Origin of the sequence: Aquimarina sp. Aq78 (assembly GCF_900299525.1) — a bacterium.
Taxonomy (GTDB): Bacteria; Bacteroidota; Bacteroidia; order Flavobacteriales; family Flavobacteriaceae; genus Aquimarina.
In genome coordinates, this window is the sequence record NZ_OMKA01000003.1 from 169,680 (window position 1) to 190,311 (window position 20,632).

General features: G+C 30.5%; 22 protein-coding genes. 18 read left to right on the top strand and 4 right to left on the bottom strand.

Annotated features, from left to right (window positions below):
* Positions 1-175 precede the first annotated feature (175 nt).
* The 3 genes from DG435_RS05700 to DG435_RS05710 all read right to left on the bottom strand — a co-directional run bounded on the left by DG435_RS05700 (position 176) and on the right by DG435_RS05710 (position 2,489).
* Positions 176-925 carry a hypothetical protein gene (locus DG435_RS05700; protein WP_106793217.1) on the bottom strand — a complete coding sequence of 250 codons (750 nt, stop codon included), beginning with the start codon at positions 923-925 and terminating at the stop codon, positions 176-178.
* Between the two features lie 94 nt (positions 926-1,019).
* On the bottom strand, positions 1,020-1,799 hold the full coding sequence (locus tag DG435_RS05705) for a hypothetical protein (protein WP_106793218.1): 780 nt from the start codon (positions 1,797-1,799) through the stop codon (positions 1,020-1,022).
* 120 nt (positions 1,800-1,919) lie between these two features.
* Positions 1,920-2,489 carry a Crp/Fnr family transcriptional regulator gene (locus DG435_RS05710; protein WP_106793219.1) on the bottom strand — a complete coding sequence of 190 codons (570 nt, stop codon included), beginning with the start codon at positions 2,487-2,489 and terminating at the stop codon, positions 1,920-1,922.
* A 241-nt stretch (positions 2,490-2,730) separates the two neighbouring features.
* Between DG435_RS05710 and DG435_RS05715 the strand changes: the two genes are divergently transcribed.
* The 14 genes from DG435_RS05715 to DG435_RS05780 all read left to right on the top strand — a co-directional run bounded on the left by DG435_RS05715 (position 2,731) and on the right by DG435_RS05780 (position 16,653).
* Entirely contained in the window at positions 2,731-3,105 is a 375-nt protein-coding gene (locus tag DG435_RS05715) for a hypothetical protein (protein ID WP_106793220.1), read from the top strand.
* 42 nt (positions 3,106-3,147) lie between these two features.
* Positions 3,148-3,768 carry a hypothetical protein gene (locus DG435_RS05720; RefSeq protein ID WP_106793221.1) on the top strand — a complete coding sequence of 207 codons (621 nt, stop codon included), beginning with the start codon at positions 3,148-3,150 and terminating at the stop codon, positions 3,766-3,768.
* 528 nt (positions 3,769-4,296) lie between these two features.
* Entirely contained in the window at positions 4,297-5,139 is an 843-nt protein-coding gene (locus DG435_RS05725) for a GNAT family N-acetyltransferase (protein WP_106793222.1), read from the top strand.
* A 437-nt stretch (positions 5,140-5,576) separates the two neighbouring features.
* Entirely contained in the window at positions 5,577-6,077 is a 501-nt protein-coding gene (locus DG435_RS05730) for an RNA polymerase sigma factor (RefSeq protein ID WP_106793223.1), read from the top strand.
* A 1-nt stretch (position 6,078) separates the two neighbouring features.
* Positions 6,079-6,720 carry a hypothetical protein gene (locus DG435_RS05735; protein WP_106793224.1) on the top strand — a complete coding sequence of 214 codons (642 nt, stop codon included), beginning with the start codon at positions 6,079-6,081 and terminating at the stop codon, positions 6,718-6,720.
* Between the two features lie 561 nt (positions 6,721-7,281).
* The gene (locus DG435_RS05740; protein ID WP_106793225.1) at positions 7,282-7,833 is read left to right on the top strand and encodes a Crp/Fnr family transcriptional regulator; all 552 of its coding nucleotides are present in this window, start codon (positions 7,282-7,284) and stop codon (positions 7,831-7,833) included.
* Between the two features lie 85 nt (positions 7,834-7,918).
* Positions 7,919-8,713 carry a glutathione S-transferase family protein gene (locus DG435_RS05745; RefSeq protein WP_106793226.1) on the top strand — a complete coding sequence of 265 codons (795 nt, stop codon included), beginning with the start codon at positions 7,919-7,921 and terminating at the stop codon, positions 8,711-8,713.
* Between the two features lie 6 nt (positions 8,714-8,719).
* Positions 8,720-8,974, top strand: a complete 255-nt coding sequence (locus tag DG435_RS05750; RefSeq protein ID WP_108840567.1) for a hypothetical protein — start codon at positions 8,720-8,722, stop codon at positions 8,972-8,974.
* Positions 8,975-8,985: 11 nt separating this feature from the next.
* Entirely contained in the window at positions 8,986-9,930 is a 945-nt protein-coding gene (locus DG435_RS05755; protein ID WP_108840568.1) for a glutathione S-transferase N-terminal domain-containing protein, read from the top strand.
* A 172-nt stretch (positions 9,931-10,102) separates the two neighbouring features.
* A complete protein-coding gene (locus tag DG435_RS05760; RefSeq protein WP_106795197.1) occupies positions 10,103-10,600 on the top strand; it encodes a hypothetical protein in 498 nt (165 codons plus the stop codon).
* 350 nt (positions 10,601-10,950) lie between these two features.
* A complete protein-coding gene (locus DG435_RS05765) occupies positions 10,951-12,210 on the top strand; it encodes a hypothetical protein (RefSeq protein WP_108840569.1) in 1,260 nt (419 codons plus the stop codon).
* A 500-nt stretch (positions 12,211-12,710) separates the two neighbouring features.
* Complete coding sequence (locus DG435_RS05770; protein ID WP_106793432.1) at positions 12,711-13,661, top strand: hypothetical protein; 951 nt, start codon at positions 12,711-12,713, stop codon at positions 13,659-13,661.
* A 1,028-nt stretch (positions 13,662-14,689) separates the two neighbouring features.
* Entirely contained in the window at positions 14,690-14,998 is a 309-nt protein-coding gene (locus tag DG435_RS25920) for an AraC family transcriptional regulator (protein WP_234420903.1), read from the top strand.
* Between the two features lie 110 nt (positions 14,999-15,108).
* A complete protein-coding gene (locus DG435_RS05780; RefSeq protein ID WP_106793434.1) occupies positions 15,109-16,653 on the top strand; it encodes an amidohydrolase family protein in 1,545 nt (514 codons plus the stop codon).
* Between the two features lie 171 nt (positions 16,654-16,824).
* Here DG435_RS05780 and DG435_RS05785 read toward each other — a convergent pair whose 3' ends face one another.
* Positions 16,825-17,262, bottom strand: a complete 438-nt coding sequence (locus DG435_RS05785) for a hypothetical protein (RefSeq protein ID WP_106793435.1) — start codon at positions 17,260-17,262, stop codon at positions 16,825-16,827.
* 271 nt (positions 17,263-17,533) lie between these two features.
* Here DG435_RS05785 and DG435_RS05790 point away from each other — a divergent pair, with 271 nt between their 5' ends.
* The 4 genes from DG435_RS05790 (at position 17,534) to DG435_RS05805 (ending at position 20,506) form a co-directional block, all read left to right on the top strand.
* Entirely contained in the window at positions 17,534-18,055 is a 522-nt protein-coding gene (locus DG435_RS05790) for a 2'-5' RNA ligase family protein (protein ID WP_106793436.1), read from the top strand.
* A gap of 81 nt (positions 18,056-18,136) precedes the next feature.
* Complete coding sequence (locus DG435_RS05795) at positions 18,137-18,718, top strand: Crp/Fnr family transcriptional regulator (RefSeq protein ID WP_106793437.1); 582 nt, start codon at positions 18,137-18,139, stop codon at positions 18,716-18,718.
* Between the two features lie 178 nt (positions 18,719-18,896).
* Positions 18,897-20,093: an FAD-dependent monooxygenase gene (locus DG435_RS05800; protein ID WP_106793438.1), complete on the top strand. Its 1,197-nt coding sequence runs from the start codon at positions 18,897-18,899 to the stop codon at positions 20,091-20,093.
* Positions 20,087-20,506 carry a hypothetical protein gene (locus DG435_RS05805; RefSeq protein ID WP_106793439.1) on the top strand — a complete coding sequence of 140 codons (420 nt, stop codon included), beginning with the start codon at positions 20,087-20,089 and terminating at the stop codon, positions 20,504-20,506. Before DG435_RS05800 ends, DG435_RS05805 begins: the two co-directional genes overlap by 7 nt.
* The last annotated feature ends 126 nt before the right edge of the window (positions 20,507-20,632 follow it).

Sequence of the window (20,632 nt, forward strand, 5' to 3'; positions counted from 1 at the left end):
TTGGTATATACAATGGGGTTCGCGCCTGTACCAAATGCATATTCCTATAGGTGTTCTTGAGTTAAGAAACATAATAACAACCTAATGTATTCTTACTTATAGAACACCTTGATGTATCAGAGATCTTCTCTTTACTGCAATATTTTTCTATGGTAAAAATTGAGTATTTAATTTTTTAATCTGTAAAAGGCAAAAGAGATAAGCTTATCGCTAGAAGATTGTTAGACATATGAAAAAACAATGGATACTTAAAACCAAAAGATACTCTTATATATCCATAAATTAATGCGCTCATTAATTGAGGTAAGGTAAGAATCGGAAGCAAAAGAATATTTGTCCAGTTTAACTCATACTTTGTAATATGTATCCAGGCAAAACACACGCAAGAGATATAATATACACTTCTAAAATGTGTTCTCCAGAAGTTAGCCAATCTCTCTTTTATCGATGTACTATTAACTACAGGATACAAGAATATTCCTAATGCAATTGCAATAACTACTCGTATCATAAAGCTTTCGTCTATCGCACTTATTTTTGTTTGAAAAACAATTTTGGTCAATACGTAGTATGAAAATACACTGGATGATAGTGCAATATAAATGGGTTTAAATTTTAAGGAAAGCCTAAAAGCAACTTCTTCTATAAGAGGGAGAATTATCCCACCGACTACTAATAAGACCAATGGAGAAAAACGTTCTAACATATTTGCCTTTTGTACGTTCTCTGGGTCATATACGAGAGCAAAAAACAAAATTACAGGAATCAATAATATGAATTTTAAAAAGTACAGCCCAATGGTATCATATATTTTAAGAGTTACAGATTTTTCCAGATTTTTTTCATACTTCGGCTTTTTTATAAATCCGATGAATTCGTTAAGCAATGTAAAATAGTATTTGGGCTTAATTAATGGATATCTCATGTTCTTATCTTTAACCAGAAGACGAGAGATATGGTTATTTGTAACATAGAGTAAGTACTACGATTTGTAGTTTAGTTTTACGAGATACGATATCCTACTCTTTTGGATATCCTATTAGGTAAATTTTTTCTGACTTTCCTTCTATAACCTCTTTTTTCCAGATATAGGTATCCTCCTTAATGCCTTGTAAAAGCTCATCGAGATCTTCTAATCGATATATTCTCCCGCTGGTAATTACAGCATCCCAAGCAAAACACAAAGGAATTACAGGGATTATATAGGTAAAAATAATCTGTCTGATCGTTAAAGGTCGCACCAATGGCGTGATAAAAAGGCATAAAACGGCACTAAGAGGGATAAAGAGCCACCATAGCAGGAGCGGAAATTTTTTATTGATTTCCATAATACAAATCGGTTGCTTTTTTCTTTGTACAGCTGTCAAAATACTTTTTGCCTGGTCTGGTTTCATATGATGAAAACTACCTACCATTGTAAATATTCCTTGTATCGAATCATCAATATGCGTAGCATCCAGGGGAGTTGTCCTATAACTCATATAATCGCTGTTGCTATTTATTCGTTTGGCAGCTTCTAAATTGGGGTACAAATCTGATAAAATCAATTCAACATCTTCTAAATTATACTGATTTCGCAATAGTTGTATCGTATCGAGCATGGGGCCTCCACTACCCGAGCATAAATCAATAATTTTTGTTGTCTTTGTATGTTTAATAAGATCAGCAAGCAGCATAGCCATATCCTGACTGGTACCAAATTTTTTATGCATTACCATAATTAGTCTGGTCATACAGATTCTAATCCCGTTAGGAAACCATGGTAAATCTTCGAATTCGAATAGGTGTATTCTTTTCATTTCTTCAAAAGTATTTAGGAAAATAAAGCAAACGAAATATCAAAATGATAGTTCCTTTTCAAAATCCGAAAACAAAATTATCCATTTGGTGAATAAAAACTTTTGATCTAAATCAAATTCTTACTTTGAAGCTCTAATCCTACTCAATGTTTCTTGTGTAATTCCCAGAAAAGAAGCAATATCGCCCAGAGGCACGCGAGATTCGATTTTTGGGTGTAGATAGATCAGGCTATCATAACGTTGTTGTACCGTTCTAAACTGAAGAGAAGCTATTCGCTCTCTAAGTTGGTAGATTACTTTGGATAGTGTGAGGCGGTACAGGTGTTCAAAATCATGGTGTTTTTTACACAAATCTTCTAAATCATCATGGTTTAATACAACCAGGACACTATCTTCTAATACTTCTATAGTATGAGAGCTGGGTTGACCATGTATATGATCGGTCGTCGACGGAATAAAATCATTTTCTAATGCAAACCAGTCGGTTATTTTTTTACCATCAGATAAGTAATAGGCTTTGAGTGCGCCTTGTATGATATAATAAAACTTATGTGAGTATGTACCCTCTTTTACCAGTATATCTCTTTTCTTATACTCTACAATTTTTATTTTTTCGGACCAATCATAAATAGCTTCGGCACTAATTTCACCATACTCTTTGGTAATCTTTTTAAATATATCTTCTATCATAAAAATCAATCGTTTTTGAGTAGCCTTTGTAAAGGTAAATATGCAAAAACTTGCTTACATAGCTTATGGCTTTGATACAAATTTTCTAAAAGCCTAATCACCTCTACCCCATCAAATTAAACTTTTATCTCACTCCTGCGGGTTCCCGTAAAAATATCTAAAAAGGGAATAGTAGTTTAGTAGCTAAAATATACCTACGGTATATTACATCGCTACATCAAGAAAACAAGGGATTAAAAAAATGAACAAATTGAGCCGTAAAATCAGAGAAATTTCTGAAGACAAGAATATCGAACGAGAAAAAATAGTACAAGGATTATTAGAGCATCTCGAAGTAAAATATAACCTTAAAGATCATCACGAAGAAGACCTGTACATTATTAAAGGTATCCAAAAAAAGATTATTAGCGCATTGCTACAAGAACCAAATCAAAAGAAGCAATTAAATCAAACGGTAAAATATAATGATGTCTTTGATCTAGACAGGATAGAAATGAGCTTATTAAATGATGCCTGGAACGAATTAGAAGCTCGTGATGAGGTATATGCCGAAGCCTACGAGATTGGATTAACCGATAGCGGTATTAGAAAACATAGGCAAGAAATTATAGTATAAAAACAGAAACATTAGTACATATAAGTAGTGCATTGAACAAATATGAATAAACTAATATTATTTACCGGAATTGTTTTACTTTTTAGTTGCAAATCGGAGAACAAAAACTCTGAAAATAAACTATTTGAACAGAAAAGTGTAACCCAAGAAATCCCTCAAGTAAATGACCAATTTCAAGCATTTCTTGATCAATTTCCGAAGATTAAGTTGCCTGTCAAAATAAAAGGCTGTGAAGATGCAGTTATGGACTTACCCAAATTGAACGAAAAATTGAGTCTGAAGTATTCTTCCGACGCCAAAAGTGAGCTAATATTTGGAGTTTTTCCTTCAAACGGAAATTATGTTTCTACAATAACACTTGGAATGGCGGAATGTATGGTTCCAATATTGACAACATATACTATAACTGGACAGAAAATTGACTCTAAGGCAATATTCATTGGTTATTGTGGAGCTGATGCCTGTTACGAATGTATAGAGTCTATGACAATAAAAACGAACTACAGAATTTATGCAGCTGATACAACTAGGACTTACAAATGTGATGAAAACTATATCCCAATCGCTGGAACGGAAAGTGTGGAGGTTATTTATAAAGATGGCAAAATTGGAACAAGTGGAAGGATTGAGCTGACGAAAGAAATAACTAAAAAAATCAAATAAACGCACTACAACAACATATATGTGATCATAGCACAGCTAAGGGATGAATCGAATGGTTGTTGTATTTTTCGTAAGGCACAATGCTTGCAAAAGGAAAAATATAGCAATCAATGCACAGAAAATGTCGATAGTTACGTAACATTTTGCCCTGCTACAACGCATATATTTGACGTTAGCAGTAATTAGATAAGGATTACCCCCCATTCAATAATTTGATTATATCACCCTCTATTTACAGTTCTTTTGTCTCTTTTTAAGAGACAAAACCTTACTTAACACTAATAACAAAGTGGACACAAAAACACACTTTGTTTTTGTTTTGGCAAACATAATGTCAATTAAAAGAAACTAAAGGTACATAAACCCTAATTATAGTATATTTTTGAGTTTTCAATTACATAATAATTAATGTTACTGACAAAGTATTATACTGAAATTGATAAATTATTACCAAAAAAAGAGTTCTAGTACAAATAGTGATGTCTGAGTAATCTTTAATTTGGTTAAATTTGTTTTTTTCAAAAAAATATGGGATTAGTAAGTTCAAAAGAAATTGCAAAAGCACTAAATGTTAGTAAAGCAGGATTTTTAGGAACCTTTATAGGTTGGATGGTGTTAAAAGTATTACGAATAGATGCTGTTAATCGATTGTATGACAATAATAAACATCTACCAGATATTGATTTTTTGAGAGGTGTTTTAAAGGATATGAAAGTCAAATATGAAGTCTCTGATGAAGACTTAAAGCGTATTCCTAAAAACGGCTCCTTTATTACAGTTTCAAACCATCCAATGGGTGGAGTAGATGCAATATTGCTTTTAAAAATCATGCTAGAAGTTAGACCAGACTTTAGGGCTACTGCTAATTTTCTTGCGCAAAGAGTAGTACCAGTACAATCTATCATCATTCCAGTAAATCCTTTTGAAAATAAAAAAAAGGAAATTGGATCCTTAGGAGCTTTTGAGAAATGTCTAACAATTATAGGAGAAGGAAAGCCTTTAGGGCTTTTTCCTGCAGGAGAAGTATCTACTATAAAAGATGGGGATATTTTTCAAGACAGACAATGGGGACGGTCACCTATAAAATTAATTCAAAAATCTCAAGTCCCCGTAGTGCCATTATATTTTCATGCTAAAAACAGTAATTTATTTTATTGGCTTTCCGGAATTAGCGGTTTTTTACGTACCGCAAAACTACCTTCGGAGTTTTTTACTCAGAAAAAGAAGATTGTTAAAGTTAGAATTGGAAATCCTATATCTGTAAAGGATCAAAATGGACATACCAACATTGAGGACCTCTCTAATTTTTTAAGAGAAAAAACATATACGTTAGCTAATTCATATGATGAAACATTTAACTCTTTAAAATAAATACTGATACTATAAAACAAATTAAAAAAAACTACAGCTAACACCGTATCCTATGTAAAGCCTTTTCCCAAGTCTTAGGTTAAAAATACAATATTTTATTATTTTAATTATCTCATGCTAATGATTTTATATTGTTGGATTGTTGGCAACGCCATTGTAGCGTTGTCAATATTTCAACGATAGCCTATAGTAACTCCGCATCCTATATGTGGTATGATACAAGATCAACCCGATGGCGCGGATTTGTATCTTAAATCCGTACCATTGGGTGCTGGCAAAGTCTTATAATAAGTTAATTGATACCGATTCTAATAATAATAGAATGAGTTTACAATTACTACTTATTAATGAGATTAAAGTAGTAAACATAAAAATAATTCAAAATTCTTGTCATATTTTTAGAACTATTGTCACTAAGGTTAATAGAGACAGATAATATGCAAGATAAACTAGTTTTCAACCAAATCATAGAAGATAATAAAGACAAAATTTACAGAATTTGTCGTATTTATGCTATCTCGCCAATTGAGCCACAGGATCTTTTTCAGGAAGTAATAATCCATATTTGGGAGTCTTATTCAACCTTTAAAGGTAAATCTAATATTAGCACATGGATTTATAAAATTTCATTAAACGTTTGTTCTCGTTCTAAGATGAAATTTAAGAAGAGTAATGATAAGTTAGTTCGGTTTGAATCTATTCAATTTATATTAACCGAAAATATTCCTGAAAATAATAACCAAGAAAATTATCAAGCTCTACATAGTTGTATTTCTACATTAAATGAAAGTGATCGGGCTATTATTATTCTTTATTTAGACGAATTACCTTATAAAGAAATAGCGACGATTACTGGCTTGACTGAAAATCACATAGCTGTAAAAATGAAAAGAATACGGAAGTTATTATTCGATTGTATAACTCTTAAAATAAATTAAAATGTTAGAAAAAAGGTTAAAAGAGATTTGGAAAAATTCATCTCAGACAGAAAAAATCAAATTCGACTTATCCAGACTTATAATTGATTTAAATGATAAAACGAATAATATAGAAAAAGCTATTCGAAGAAGGGACATTACTGATTTTATTACTACTATAATTAGTATTCCGATTTTTGGATACATTGCTTATATAGTTCCATTTCCAATAACCAAAGTCGGAATTATTTTAGCTATGATTGGTTTTGTTTGGGGTATTATTAAACGCAGAAATCATAATAATAATAAAAAACCCATTCAGCTAAGTTTATCTTTCCGTGCGCAGCTTGAAAACCAGAAAGCAAATATGCTTCAAGAAATCAGGTTATTAGATACAGTACTATACTGGTTTATTATACCTGGCTTTATTCCATACGCAATATCAATTATTGGTTTAGGAGACCCTTCAGAATATGGCTGGTCAAATACCATTATTAATCAGGTGTTACCAATGCCACTTATGTATAAAATAGTGTCTCTGATTTTTGCAATAGTTGTCTTTGCAGCAATATTTTGGGTGAACAAGCGAGTAATTAGAAAAACGTTAAAACCACTCATTGAAGATATTGACAAAGTGATGCACCAGTTAGCGCATGAGAATTAAATATATAAGTAAGAGACTACTACAATAAACAAGCTCTACAAAAAAAGCTACCCATACAGAAACATAACTCGAAGCGTGACCGAGACACTTGCAAGGATCAGCAAGGTACGTCCTCGTATCAAAATCATAACTTAGAGTACCATATATGGTAGTTCGAAGGGGTATCCAAGTGCTTTAAAGCGTTAAAAAGGTAGTTCGAGCTACCTTTTTTAGGATCGTTACCCATCGATGTATCGTAAAAAACCATTAAAGTATCGCTTTTACTCCATAATTTATCCCTTCTAAGAGTGAGTTTATGACTTAGAAGTGTAATGTATCAGCTCGAACTACTTTTCGGCGGGTTCGACTCCATATCAACAAGGGGGTACAGAAGAGATACTTATACTGTACATATAAAATGTGTCATTCTAGACTTGATCCAGAATCATATATCTCAAAATGGATCACAGACCTATGTAACAATAAAAAGTAAAGACATAAAAGATTTACTATTTTAGCTACTTGTATAAAAGATATATAGTTACTATGGTAACTATATATAATTGTTAGGCATAATTAGAAATGAACACCCTCAAAATAACAGAAAAGGAAGAAAAACAGATAAAAGAACTGTTTTCATCTCAACCTGTAAAAAAGTTTTCTAAAAACGAAATTATTGTCGAACCAAATTCTATATATAAAAATGTTTACCTCATTGAAAGCGGAGTGATAAGAACTTTTTACTATAGCTCAAAAGGAGATGACATTTCGCATTGGTTTTCATTTGAGAATGACATTGTAACTGTTCTTTCCAGTACATTAAATCAATCTGAGAGTCCTTATGGACTTCAAGCTTTAGAAGGTACTAGTGTAAGAATAATTACATTTAATAGTTTCGTTGAGCTTAAAGAGTCATCTCCAGAAATTACACAGTTAATTGAAAAACTGATTATTTCTTCATTCATAAAAGTTGCAAATCGCTTAGTCGATATTCAAACAAGAACTGCTAAAGAGAGATACGAAAATCTTTTAAAAGAATATCCCGCTATATTTCAACGAATTAATTTAAGCCATATTGCCACTTACCTTGGAATAAAAAGACAAAGTCTTAGCCGAATCAGAGCATCTAAATAATTTTTCTTAAATACGATTGTCACATAGGTTAACTTTATTAAAATAAGTTGATTCTAACTTTGCATCAGTTAAAACAGTTAGAATAATGGTTTTTGATATATTAAAAAACAAAAATATAAATGACTTTAAAGGCATTCATCTATTTCACCATCCAGCATCTAATAATGCTTTTAGAATACGTCTACTTTTAGAAGAAAAACAAATCCCTTGGAAAAGTCACATTGTTCATTTAAATAAATTTGAACAATTCTCTTCTGAGTTCTTGGAAATAAATCCTCAAGGCAGCGTTCCTGCAATGATTCATAATGGAACTGTAATTAACGGAAGTGAAAATATTTTGAGGTATTTAGAGACAGCATTCTCGAATATCAGTTTAACTCCTTATCTGGATAAAGAAAAAGAAATGTGGGAATGGGTTGAAGCTGCTACTAGAACACATATCAACTCTATCGTTTATTACTTATATTCTAGAGATTTTGGCAGACCTGCTCGAAAAGATAAGCTTCATCTTTATAAAAAACATAACTACGATAAATACAAATTTCTAGTAGATAAAGGATATCATATGAATCAAAAAGAAAAGGAAGAAGCTTTAATTATTAATAAACTGCACATGGAACGTCTTGAAGAAACTTTAGAAAAACAAGACTATATTTTAGGGAATAAAATATCAATAGCAGATATCGCTTGGGTAGCAAACGTAATATTCTTGCAATACCTTGGTTTCGAATTCTTCAAATACTCTAAAACTATTGATTGGGTAGATAGAATAAAACAAAGACCATCATATAACAAAAATAGTATAATGCCTAAATTTACTACTCCATTGGTAAAGCTCTATTTCAAGATGTTATTAATGAAAAAATCTTATTTAAAATAATCTTTTATGAAAAGAATATATAAAGTATTATCAAAAAAAAGTCCAAAGCAAACCTTAGCAATAGGATTATTAGAAAGTAAGACCGAAACTAACTATACTTTAAAAACAGATACAAATATTAAACAGTTTTTAAAATGTGAAGTGATTCTCGAAGATATTTACGAGAAAGGAACGGATGTATACGAACTCAATATAATAAACGAACATAATGAATCTAAAAAATTGAAACTTTCAAAACATTGTTTTGGCGGTTGTGGATAAAAAATCAGAAAATGGAAAAAGTAATCTTACATAGAAATTTTGGTTCACCTTATTGTCAAAAAATAATGGCAATGTTAGGCTATTGTCAATTGGATTGGTATTCTGAGCTTACAAGTAAAGGTATACCACGACCAGTACAAGAAACTTTAACAGGTAATTATTCGAGACGAGTTCCTATTTTACAAATTGGTTCAGATATTTATTGTGATACTAAAGAAATCTGTCATCAAATCGCTGAAATTTCAAGAAATAAGAGATTAAGCTATTATCACTTAAACGAAAGTCAACAAGAGTTTTCAGATGAATTGGAATATGAATTTGGAAAAGCTGTAATGGGTTTATTGAATCCTATTGAAATGATTACAAGCTATTTTAAGCACATTCCTATGAAAGATGCTTATGAGTTTATTATAGATAGACTCAAAATCAAAAAAAGTATGAAAGGCAATAATCCTTTGGATGAAAAACCGAATGAAGAATGGAAAAATATTGTAACTCAATATTTAAAAAGAATTAATGACATTCTTGACAATCATGAATTTCTATCAGAGGATTCTGAACCTAATTATCTTGATTTTACAGCTTATACACATATTTGGTATTCAAATAGACTAAATAAACTAAAATATGCTAAAGGTTTATCCAATATTAAAAAATGGCTAAAAAAAATGGATAGTTTTGATATAGGAAACTATAAGGAATTAGCTAAAAGTGAAGCATTAAAAATTGCACTTAACACAGAACCAAACCTATTAGACAAATCATATTTAAAATCTCCTGAATTAAACAAACAAACTTCAATAGTTGTCAATGACGAACTTGCATTTATAATGAATCCCATTAATGGAATTTTAAAAGGGGAAAATGAAACAAAGTCAATATTAAAAAGAGAAAACACGGAAATAGGAATAGTTCATCTTCATATTCCTAAAAAATGTCATGGAGCTTGTGGGTAAAAATAACTATGCCTAACACCGTATATAATTAATTGCTTTGGTCGTTGCTTATTTGGAAAATTCCTTCGGAATTTTCTCAGGTTCGTATTTGTTCACTAATTTAGTTGCTTAACCACGCAACTAACCATACACAATCACGTTATGCCTCATTAAAAATATTATCTGAAATTGAATGAAATTATTTCCCTCTAAAAAATTTACTGCAAAATTGGGAAGTGATTACTCAATTGCTGTTCAGAATTTAAAAGCGAATACTGATATAACTGACTCACTAGTTTCTGAAAGGACTAAAAAAGAATTTCGTGGACAAGTAAATGAAAACGGTTTTAAACTAATCTCATCAGAAGTTGGACGTGGTGCAGTATGTGTGTTATCAGGAGAATTTACAGACCAGGATGGAATAATAGAAGTTCGAATTCATAATGCTTTTAAAATTATGTTTTCAATTCTCTTATCCTATCCACTAATTGGATTTGGAATAATAGCTTATAATGATGGATTTGAAAAAGCTTTAGAATTTTTGCCTACTCTTTTTATTGGCTTATTAGTTATTAGATTTGTGTTTATAGAGTTAAGTTTCCATTTCATTTCAAAAATTGGTATAAATAAACTGACTCTAATACTTAATATCATTGATCTTAAGAAAAACAAGGTACAACAAAACCTATAAGTAATACAGGTTTTGGTGTTTAAAATTGAAAGCTTGTGTATATTTACATTCAACGCCAAATCTTTTAATTTGGCTTTAAATTAAAAAGATAAACAAAATAAAAAGTTTTGGCTAAGTGCTTAATCGGAAATTCAGTAATTTTAATTCCCGTACTAACCATAGCCGAGACGTTGGCAATAATTAAAGGTTAGGTAATCCAAAATCAATCTTTCTTTCTTTCTTAAAGTTTAATAAGACTCTTAAATTCTATTCATAAAACAATTCCAAAAAAACTCAATACTAATCGACTATTAAATTAAGTGTAACATTCTCAAGTTTCCATAATCTTTAAGGTACTTAATACTTTAATTATGAAAAAAATAAAAAAATCTACGGTTTTCTTGATTTTATTGCTTGTTTGTTTTACTTCAAGAAAGTCATCTGCACAAAATGATTCTTCTATTGATTCAATTATTCAGTTAAACAAATACACATTTAAAATTGTAAACAATGAAATTATTGGAAGTGGAAAAAACTATATAAAAAAAGAAGCCAAAAGCTCTCAATTTTTCATGATTGGTGAGTTACACGGAAATAAAGAGACTCCCCAATTTACTTCTGCTATTCTTAACTTGCTAAAACCTGAAGGGTACAATAATTTTGCTGTAGAAATAGGTCCTTTTAGTAAGAAAAAATTAATATCTATTCTAAAACAAAAAAATGGTATTGATTCTTTATCTAAATTTTATAGAAAATACAATTCAGATGATTCGACAAATCCAATTCCATTTTTTGATGGGATGGATGAAGTTAATATGCTCCAAGTTGCTTTAACCAATAATTATAATATCTGGGGAATCGATCAAGAGTTTGTATATGGGGCTCCCTTTTTATTTGATGATATTTTTAATAAAATTAATAAATCAAAAAACAACTCTGAAGACTATAAAAAGCTCTATAAAAAAGCTCGACTTGTGATACTAAAGTATCTTACTATGAAATCAAAATCCAAGTTCAATTTACTTTTGGAGGATAAGAGTATTTCCGAGTTTATCTCTGAGTCAAAAGGAATATATAAAGAGATAACTACTCAATTGGTAGAGTTAGAAAAAAGTTGGAAAATATATGCTTATGGTAATGGTCCTACTAAACAATATTTTAAAAGTAATAATTCCAGAGCAATTATGATGAAACATTACTTTTTTGATTATTACAAAAAAGCATTATTAGATGAATCTCATCCGAAAATGATTCTAAAAATGGGCAGTATGCATACTGCTTATGGAAAAAACCCATTGGCTATTTATGATATTGGAAATACCTTATACGAATTTGCAATATTGAATAATTCCAAAAGTTTTAATCTTGCTCTTTCTGGCAGATACTATATTAGAAGTAGTGGAGAAAAAATTGATCGATTAAAATATGTTCCTGAATATAAGAAGCTATTTGAGTATGAAGAAGAAGGTATGTGGGTTCTCTTGGATTTAAGACCTCTTAAAAAGGCTATTTACAATGGAAAAATTAAAGTAGAAGACAAAAAATTTAAAGATTTAGTTTTAAAATATGATTCTGTTCTTCTAAAAACTCTTACAAGTGCTACAGAAGATATTAGAGATTATAAAAAATAGATTTGATAGCTAAATATTCATTTACTAAAAGTAAAAAAAGTATTCTGGATAAGCGCTTATAAGGTATTCAAGCAATTTCAAAAATAGTGAATACAAACCTTAATTCTCTCTTTTGCTCTTTCTGATTAATACTTAAATGTATGAAGAATCAAACTTAAGACGTGTATGATTAATTGCTACTGAGTTGCCTCACAGTAAATTAAGTAGCAATTAATTACATTTGAGTACGTCAGAAAATCACAACTGATTTTCCACAACTAACCATACACAAAACGTCGGCAATACTCTATAATAGGTTTTCCACATTCAAGTTATCAAAAGATAAAAAACAAATAATCTTCTAAGAACGTGGACTCTATCTAATTTATCAAAAAAGATTCACAAGGATTGTGTAACATAAGTAAGTTTTTAAACTCTTATATTCAAAATCAATCAATCAATCAATCAATCAAATGAAAAGCTTAAACATTTACTTCATTGCTCTTAGTTCAATTTTATTAATGAATTGTAACTCAAACTCAAAAAAAGAAACTAATTCTGAACATATAGAAGTAATAAAGAACTCTTCTATCAATACGGTTGAAGACAACCGAATTATAAAGGTTAAGTTAGGTATTAACTCTGATCAAATATCTAATGAATGGAGAAATGTATTAGCAAACAGGAAGAATGCTTCTATACTTGACTCTCTATCAAATGTGATTAAACAAATAACAAAAGAAGAACAAGATTGGATTAACTTAATTGAATCCAAAACAAACAAATGGAATGCTTTTAGAGACTCCCTAAAAGTACCTTTTCAGAATATCAAACTTAATGATACCATTTCTATTCTTTTAGGGTATCAAGGTGGAGATGATGCTTTTACATATAATAATAAAACTATTTGTCTAGATGTAAATGCATTAAATAAAGCATACGGATCTGCAAAAAAATCAGTCAACAACAATCGAATTGACCGTATATTTGCACACGAATTCACTCATTTGCTTCATAAACAATGGGCAAAGAAAAACAACTTAAAACTCGATACATTTAAAGATCAGATTTTGTGGGAATGCGTGACAGAAGGTTTTGGGATGTATCGTTCGATGTCACCAAAATGGTTTCCTACAGGAGATTCTTTATCCTTGACATCAAAAAACACTTTCAAAAAATTATATCCAATATTTACTGAAAAAATTATAAAGGTATCTACACAGTCCAACCTTACACCTGAGGAAGAAAACGATTTGCATGCAAACCTATCTAGGGGTTCTATGAAAAAAAAATGGGGCGCTTTGCCAGTTGCAGTATGGCTCGCATTAGAAGCTAAAGGGAATGATGAGAATCTTATAAAATGGGTAAACAAAGGACCTGATGCCATAATTCAATTAGCTGAAAAACATTTAACAAACGAAAGTAAGATAGCATTTAATGAATTTTTGAAAAGTAATAAAAGTTCTGAATAAAACTATTGCCAACACCTACTTTCGGATCGAGACATTTGCATGGAGCAGCAAGATATGGCCTCGTATCAAATTCATAGCTCGAAAGGGTGCCTTTCTGGACTTGACCTAGAATCATCTATCCCAAAATAGATGTGCAGATCCATCTCTTAATAAAAAAAAGATTCATTAATTTAGATACCATATATAAAGAAGTATAGTTATCATAGCAACTATACTTCTTTATTATAAAATATTTGAATTAAAAAATAACTTAACGAATTAGAAGTTTGTACCAAATAATTAATTTCATTATTTCTTTTGGCGCCCTGCAAGGTCTTATCGTCGGTGTATTCCTTTTAATAAAAGGTTTCAAATCGAAACAAGGAAAACTTTATTTGTCGTTAATATTAATTGGTTTTTCCGCAATATTAGGAAGGGTTTTAGTAATAGGCATTTACGAAAATCAATCATTGTTCTTGGTTAATCTTAATTTCATTTTACTAATTTCTCCCGCATTCTATTTATACTCGAAAGAATCTTTAAGAACTATAAAAATCACAAAATTCAAGATTAAACATTTCTTACCTTTTCTAATTATAAATTTGGGATACATATTATTTTATTTTGCAGTAAAAGACTCCATCAATTATCAGAAGTATCTGCAAAATATTATAAAAATAAACGAAAGTTTTAGTATTGTTTATTTCACAGTATATCTATACCTAACCAATAACTTGTGTAGACAAAATAAGTCTTCTTATTCTAAAATACTTTACAAATTATTAAATCAGCTAACATTCTTGTTTTTTGGTTTTCTTATTATTTGGATAGTCTACGTTTTGGCAGAATGGATTTACTTTCAATATAACATGGAACTTATATATTATTATCCAATAATGGTGCTATTAGCAGTGATTCTTTATTTTTTGAGTTTACAAGTTATTATCCATGCACAATTTTTGTTCGACATTAAGGGAACTCCAAAAAGGAAAACTTTCATTTTAGAGGAGAAAGAAAGTAAACATTTATTAAATAAGTTAACTCTTTTTATGAATGAGAAAAAACCCTTTTTAGATGGTGATATTTCACTAATTACTCTTGCAGATTCAATAGATATAAATCCAAAAGTTCTATCTTTTGTTATCAACGAACATATTCATAAAAATTTTAACGATTATATTAATACTTGGAGAATTGAAGAAGTAAAGAAAAGGCTAAATGACAAAACATATAGTCATTATAAAATGTTGAGTATCGCTTTTGATTGTGGTTTTAACTCTAAATCAACTTTTAATCTTGCTTTCAAGAAAGCCACTGGATTATCTCCTTCTAAATATAAAAGCTCTAATGATTACTAAATCTTAAATCTTCTTTTAAGACAACTATCTAAATATTTTAAGTCCTAAATCTTCTTTTAAAGCAACTAATCTTTTTCTCTGCAATAGTTTTGCTTAAAAAAAGATAAAAGATGAGCCTATCCAAAACACTTATTATTAGTGTACTAATAATAATCCTAGGGTGTAAAAATGACTACCCCACCTTTAATATAGATAACGGATTATATATCAATAATATTACTGTAATATCTGCCAATAAAAACGGTATCATAAAAAAGTACATTGGATATGTACTGATCGATAATGACACTATCCTATATTGCGGGAGGAAGAAACCAAATGTAAAAGGTACCTATAAAAAAATTGAGGGAACGGGAAAATACCTAACCCCAGGATTAATTGATTCTCATGTACATTTGAGTTCTATTGCCGGAATGAATTATAAACATGTACAAGATTTACCAAAATTGGCAAATAGTTATTATGATCAACTTCCACATAGTTACCTGTATTTTGGTTATACTACCCTAATTGATCCAAACAACTATAATCCAAGAATTATCAAACAAATAAAGAGTAAAGAGATTAAACCAGATATTTACACATGTGGTGAACAAGTAAAAGTGATGAATGATTTTATGATGGCCGAGGATAATCCAAAAGATCGATATAAATTCTATCCAAATTTCTTACATGACAAATACAACGAAAATGTTAGTATACCAGATACTATAAATATTAATGATCACTCTGTAAAAAAAGTAGTTTCAGATATCGTTAATAAACAAGATGGAATATGCATGAAAACTATTTATGAAGACGGATTTGGTGGTACAGAAGAGATGCTTTGGGAATTACCTTCATTAGATATTATAAAAGATTTGGTACACGAGGCAAAAAGTGAAAGCATTCCTGTATTACTACACGCAAACTCTTTTGCCGCACAAAAGTTTGGATCAGAAGCTAATGTGGATATTATTGCCCATGGAATGTGGCACTGGGGAATACTAAAAGATTATCTATATGTTACTAAACTTCCAGAAGCACATAAAGAATTGTTATCAACCATTGCCTATAAAAAGATTGGATACCAACCTACTTTTAGAGTAATTGCTGGGCAAAGAGATGTCTTTAATTCTAATTTTATTAATGACTCAAATTTAGAAAATGTACTTCCTCCCAATCTACTGAAATGGTTGAAAACCGACGAAGGATTATGGCAAAAAAAGAGAATTCTGACCTATGGCGGAGATTATTTTGACGCAGAAACTCCAGATAGAGAAATAGCTAACATGATGCAGTTAATTTTGGATAAAATCAATAGTAGTACTAATCATCTATCCAATGCGAATGGCTATTTACTATTTGGATCTGATACACCTGCCATGAACAATCATGCCAATCCTCCAGGATATAATGGCTTTTTGGAGATGAAACATTGGATTGAAGCAGGGATTTCATTAGAAAAGATATTTATTGCTGCTACATTTAATAATGCAAATGCTTTTCATATAAATGACAAATATGGAACTATTGAAAAAGGTAAAATAGCAAATTTATTAGTATTGAATCAAGATCCACTACATAATATATCAGCATATAATCAGATAAACTCAGTTATTGTACATGGCAAAAATCATTCAAGAAACATGTTTTCTGCAAATCTATATGATTAGAATAATCACATAGTATTGACAAAAACAGAGAACCAAAAAAACGTTTTACAATAACGTCTCCTAAAGTTCCTGTTATTTAAAGATTGTTTGAAGGTTTCTCATAAAACCCTGTGCTTTCCATCCTTTTTTTGAGAACTAAATTCTCAAACAACACAAATCATACACGAAACGCTAGCCTTCATTATGACCAATACGAATACTTCTTGCTTTCTTTCGTTCTGCATCTCTAAACAATCTTCTTTCTCTTCTCTTTTGCTTTCGTGCTTGTATTTTATCTGGGGAGCCCCGTACAAGGTATATCATATAACCAATACTATTTCCTATACCAATTCCTATATAATGAGGGATGGCAAAAAAACCTTCAAATATTCGTCCAAAGGTAGTACCATGTTGTGCAGTGCACGCTCTGCCAATATAAGACATACGCCACCAGTGGCGTGTTGATTTCCCTTCGCTCCCATCCTTATACACTTCTGTTGCAGTTATATAAACACATTGCATGTGATGCCAAGGGGTGCATTTATTTACATTTTGAGTGCCTCTCTCGAAAAGTTGTACAGAAAGACTGTCGTTTGTTTTTAGTACAGTATCCTGTGCTCTACTTTGCATGCAAACCAATAGCATAATGACAAACAATACCCTCATAACACTAAGGTACGGAATTCGAATTAAAGGTGTTTCCTAGTCCAAAATGTAAACAGGAAACAAGAAGCCTGGTATAGCACCATGTATGATATCATAGTGGTTAAGTGATAACTCAATGGTTCTTGTATATTTGCTATGACATAATAATGTCGATGGTAAGGTAACGTTTTACTTTGCTACGACACATATTTATATCGTTGTGGCGTATTTAAGAAAAACCATCTGAATCAAAAAAATGGCATATTTAGTCTTGGCATATCCCGAAATCAAAAAATCAGATTTTGATGTAATACAAAATTACCGAAAAGAAAATGACAAGCTTTTTTACAATGTGGTCGAGCCTCATTTTACTATTGTATTTCCTGTATTTGACCAAACGGAAACCGATTTTATAGCAGAAATTAAAAAACAAGCAGCAACATTTAATAATTTCGATTTTGTGCTGCGTTGTGCTACAATAAACAAAGATGCTTTCAACGAATATTTCCACACCTTCCTTGTACCAGATGAAGGGTATAGCAATATTGTCAAAATCCACGATAGACTTTATAGCGGAATACTAAAAGAAAACCATAGACTTGATCTGGATTTTATACCGCATATCGGAATCGGAAATTCGTTGAACAAATTAGATTGTAAAAAAATGGTGGATCAATGGAACAAAGATGAGTTTGAAATCGGTGGAACGGTTAAAACGTTGACAATAGCAGAATATAAAAATAATAACCTCCGGCAGATTGAGGAAATCAAGCTTTAAGAAATAAGAAAAGTACACAGCAATATCTATATAAAACCATAGGTACGAAGCTAAAAATTCTTGTACTCAAATACTACACTAATGAATAAAGAAGAAATCATAAATATGATTGGTGAGAAGTATTCTCCTTTGACTTCGGCATGTAAATTAGAATTCTCAAATCATTCTAAAATATTGAAATTAAAAAAAGGAGATGCAATAGTAAAAGAAGGGCAATATTCTGATAAGGCCTTCTTTATTGTAAGGGGTTGTGCCAGGGCTTATTATCTAAATGACGGGAAAGATATTACAGATTGGTTTGCTTTTGAAAAGGATTTTATTTGTGCTATCAATAGCTTTTTTCAGAACATTCCAAGCCCACATTATATAGAAGCGTTAGAAGAAACTTTACTATTAGAGGTTTCTAGAGATAACACCTTGAAATTATCTGATAAGTATCATGATTTTGAAAGATTAAGTAAAACGGTTGCGACTAAAACAATGTTAAAACTTCAGGCACGAATTGTATCTATACAGTTTCAATCTGCCGAACAAAAGTACCAAAGCATTTTATCTGCTTATCCAAATATTACCCAAAGGATACCATTAACACATATTGCTTCCTTCCTGGGGATAACTCTTGAAACATTGAGTAGAATACGAAAACTTAATAGTCGAATTTGATATATATCAAATGAAAACTAATAATTAGAATAGACCTTTGTAAAAAATCGAAGGTGAAACAAATTTCTTACATATCTGGTTTTACAATACCCTCTTTTATTACACTCCATTTATACAGCCTTCTTTATAACCTTTTTGAAATAAAAGAGTACAGAAGGTTTACTATGAATACAAAATAATGGCAAATAATATATCAATAATTGGAGGAGGAATAGGAGGATTAGTAACAGCATTATCCTTTGATAAATTAAACATTTCTTATAAATTATACGAAAGAGCAGCGTATTTAAAAGAAGTGGGAGCTGGAATATGGTTATCACCAAATGCTCTACAAGTATTAGAATGGATTAATCCTGCGCTATTAAAAGAAATTCAAGATTCTGGAAATAGTTTCAATCGAATTTTAGTAGCTGACCATAAATTAAAACCAATATCTGATTCTAATCAGGAGTTTATTCAAAAGACATTTGGGTATACCACAATGGCAATTCATAGAGGAAAACTACAGCAAATTCTATACAAATACGTAGCACAAGAAAATATAGAACTAAATAAAACCTTCAAAGAATATTTCCAAAATAGTGACAAGTCACTAAAAATCAATTTTACAGATGGGACTTCAATTCAGACAAAATCTATTATTGGTGCAGACGGTATTAATTCTAATGTAAGAAAACAATTATTTCCCAATAGTAAAATAAGATATTCGGGGCAAACCTGCTGGAGAGGAATTTCAGATTACAACTTAAGTAGTGAACTAAAATCAGTTGGTTTTACGTTGTGGGGACAAAAATTTCAATTCGGAATATCTAAAATATCAGATGGAAAAGTATATTGGTTTGCTGTAAAATTGAGTGAACCTAATTTACAGGATGATAAAGAAAATCTAAAGAACCTATTAACCAATATGTTTTCTGGATTTGATCCACTTGTTAACGAAGTGATTGAAAGCACACCAATTAACAAAATAATTAGAGGCGACCTTTCAGATTTAGAATTGTTAAAAAAATGGAGCATACAAAATATTTGCCTTGTTGGAGATGCAGCACACAGCATGACTCCTGATTTAGGTCAAGGTGGTGCGCAAGCAATTGAAGATGCTTTTTATGTATCTCATTTTATCAAAAAATCTAAAAGTGTAGCAACTGCATACGAGGATTTTTATAGCTATAGAAAATCGAAAGTCGAAAAATTAGTTAAACAATCCAGAATTACATCAAAAATTGCAATAACGAATAGATTTATTGAAATCATTAGAAATTTCACACTAAAACATACACCAGAAAAGTATATGCAAAAACAGATGGTCGAATTGTATACACTAGATAAGACTATTACCAAAAATCGAAAAACTGAAGGATCGAAAGTATGCTAAAACTTGGAGGATATTTAAATATAGGAATAGCAATTGCCCACCTAATTGGTATGTTTTGGCTCGAAGAGGTCTTTAAAATTTTTGGAATTGAGGAAAAAATGGCAGAATTGTCACAAATTCATTTTTCCATTCCGTATTTAACAACTCTTTTGGTTGCAACGGTATTTTTTATGTTTGGATTATACGGACTTTCGGCTAGTGGTACATTTAAAAAACTACCATTTTTGAAAATTGGAATATTTCTAATAGCAGTAATTTATCTATTGCGAGGGATTACAGAGTTGGTGTATTCTGTGTTGAATGATTTTTTTCCAACTATGGGAATTTTGGCAACGCTAATAGGACTTCTATATTTTTTGGGTGGATTGAAAAAATGGAAGGTAAAAAAGAAAAACAAACAAATAACAGTTTAAAATAAACTCAGTAACAAATAGTGCAATTGAAATACTAATTACAAAAACAATAAATATAAATAGTATCACTAAAAAAAAATCATTAATTCTATTATCAATCGGCTTACTACTAATTGCATTCACACA

Excerpts from the sequence above, each read along its gene's own strand:
- DG435_RS05700 (WP_106793217.1), bottom strand. The coding sequence starts at position 925 with ATGAGATATCCATTAATTAAGCCCAAATACTATTTTACATTGCTTAAC.
- DG435_RS05705 (WP_106793218.1), bottom strand. The coding sequence starts at position 1,799 with ATGAAAAGAATACACCTATTCGAATTCGAAGATTTACCATGGTTTCCT.
- DG435_RS05710 (WP_106793219.1), bottom strand. The coding sequence starts at position 2,489 with ATGATAGAAGATATATTTAAAAAGATTACCAAAGAGTATGGTGAAATT.
- DG435_RS05715 (WP_106793220.1), top strand. The coding sequence starts at position 2,731 with ATGAACAAATTGAGCCGTAAAATCAGAGAAATTTCTGAAGACAAGAAT.
- DG435_RS05720 (WP_106793221.1), top strand. The coding sequence starts at position 3,148 with ATGAATAAACTAATATTATTTACCGGAATTGTTTTACTTTTTAGTTGC.
- DG435_RS05725 (WP_106793222.1), top strand. The coding sequence starts at position 4,297 with ATGGGATTAGTAAGTTCAAAAGAAATTGCAAAAGCACTAAATGTTAGT.
- DG435_RS05730 (WP_106793223.1), top strand. The coding sequence starts at position 5,577 with ATGCAAGATAAACTAGTTTTCAACCAAATCATAGAAGATAATAAAGAC.
- DG435_RS05735 (WP_106793224.1), top strand. The coding sequence starts at position 6,079 with ATGTTAGAAAAAAGGTTAAAAGAGATTTGGAAAAATTCATCTCAGACA.
- DG435_RS05740 (WP_106793225.1), top strand. The coding sequence starts at position 7,282 with ATGAACACCCTCAAAATAACAGAAAAGGAAGAAAAACAGATAAAAGAA.
- DG435_RS05745 (WP_106793226.1), top strand. The coding sequence starts at position 7,919 with ATGGTTTTTGATATATTAAAAAACAAAAATATAAATGACTTTAAAGGC.
- DG435_RS05750 (WP_108840567.1), top strand. The coding sequence starts at position 8,720 with ATGAAAAGAATATATAAAGTATTATCAAAAAAAAGTCCAAAGCAAACC.
- DG435_RS05755 (WP_108840568.1), top strand. The coding sequence starts at position 8,986 with ATGGAAAAAGTAATCTTACATAGAAATTTTGGTTCACCTTATTGTCAA.
- DG435_RS05760 (WP_106795197.1), top strand. The coding sequence starts at position 10,103 with ATGAAATTATTTCCCTCTAAAAAATTTACTGCAAAATTGGGAAGTGAT.
- DG435_RS05765 (WP_108840569.1), top strand. The coding sequence starts at position 10,951 with ATGAAAAAAATAAAAAAATCTACGGTTTTCTTGATTTTATTGCTTGTT.
- DG435_RS05770 (WP_106793432.1), top strand. The coding sequence starts at position 12,711 with ATGAATTGTAACTCAAACTCAAAAAAAGAAACTAATTCTGAACATATA.
- DG435_RS25920 (WP_234420903.1), top strand. The coding sequence starts at position 14,690 with ATGAATGAGAAAAAACCCTTTTTAGATGGTGATATTTCACTAATTACT.
- DG435_RS05780 (WP_106793434.1), top strand. The coding sequence starts at position 15,109 with ATGAGCCTATCCAAAACACTTATTATTAGTGTACTAATAATAATCCTA.
- DG435_RS05785 (WP_106793435.1), bottom strand. The coding sequence starts at position 17,262 with ATGCAAAGTAGAGCACAGGATACTGTACTAAAAACAAACGACAGTCTT.
- DG435_RS05790 (WP_106793436.1), top strand. The coding sequence starts at position 17,534 with ATGGCATATTTAGTCTTGGCATATCCCGAAATCAAAAAATCAGATTTT.
- DG435_RS05795 (WP_106793437.1), top strand. The coding sequence starts at position 18,137 with ATGAATAAAGAAGAAATCATAAATATGATTGGTGAGAAGTATTCTCCT.
- DG435_RS05800 (WP_106793438.1), top strand. The coding sequence starts at position 18,897 with ATGGCAAATAATATATCAATAATTGGAGGAGGAATAGGAGGATTAGTA.
- DG435_RS05805 (WP_106793439.1), top strand. The coding sequence starts at position 20,087 with ATGCTAAAACTTGGAGGATATTTAAATATAGGAATAGCAATTGCCCAC.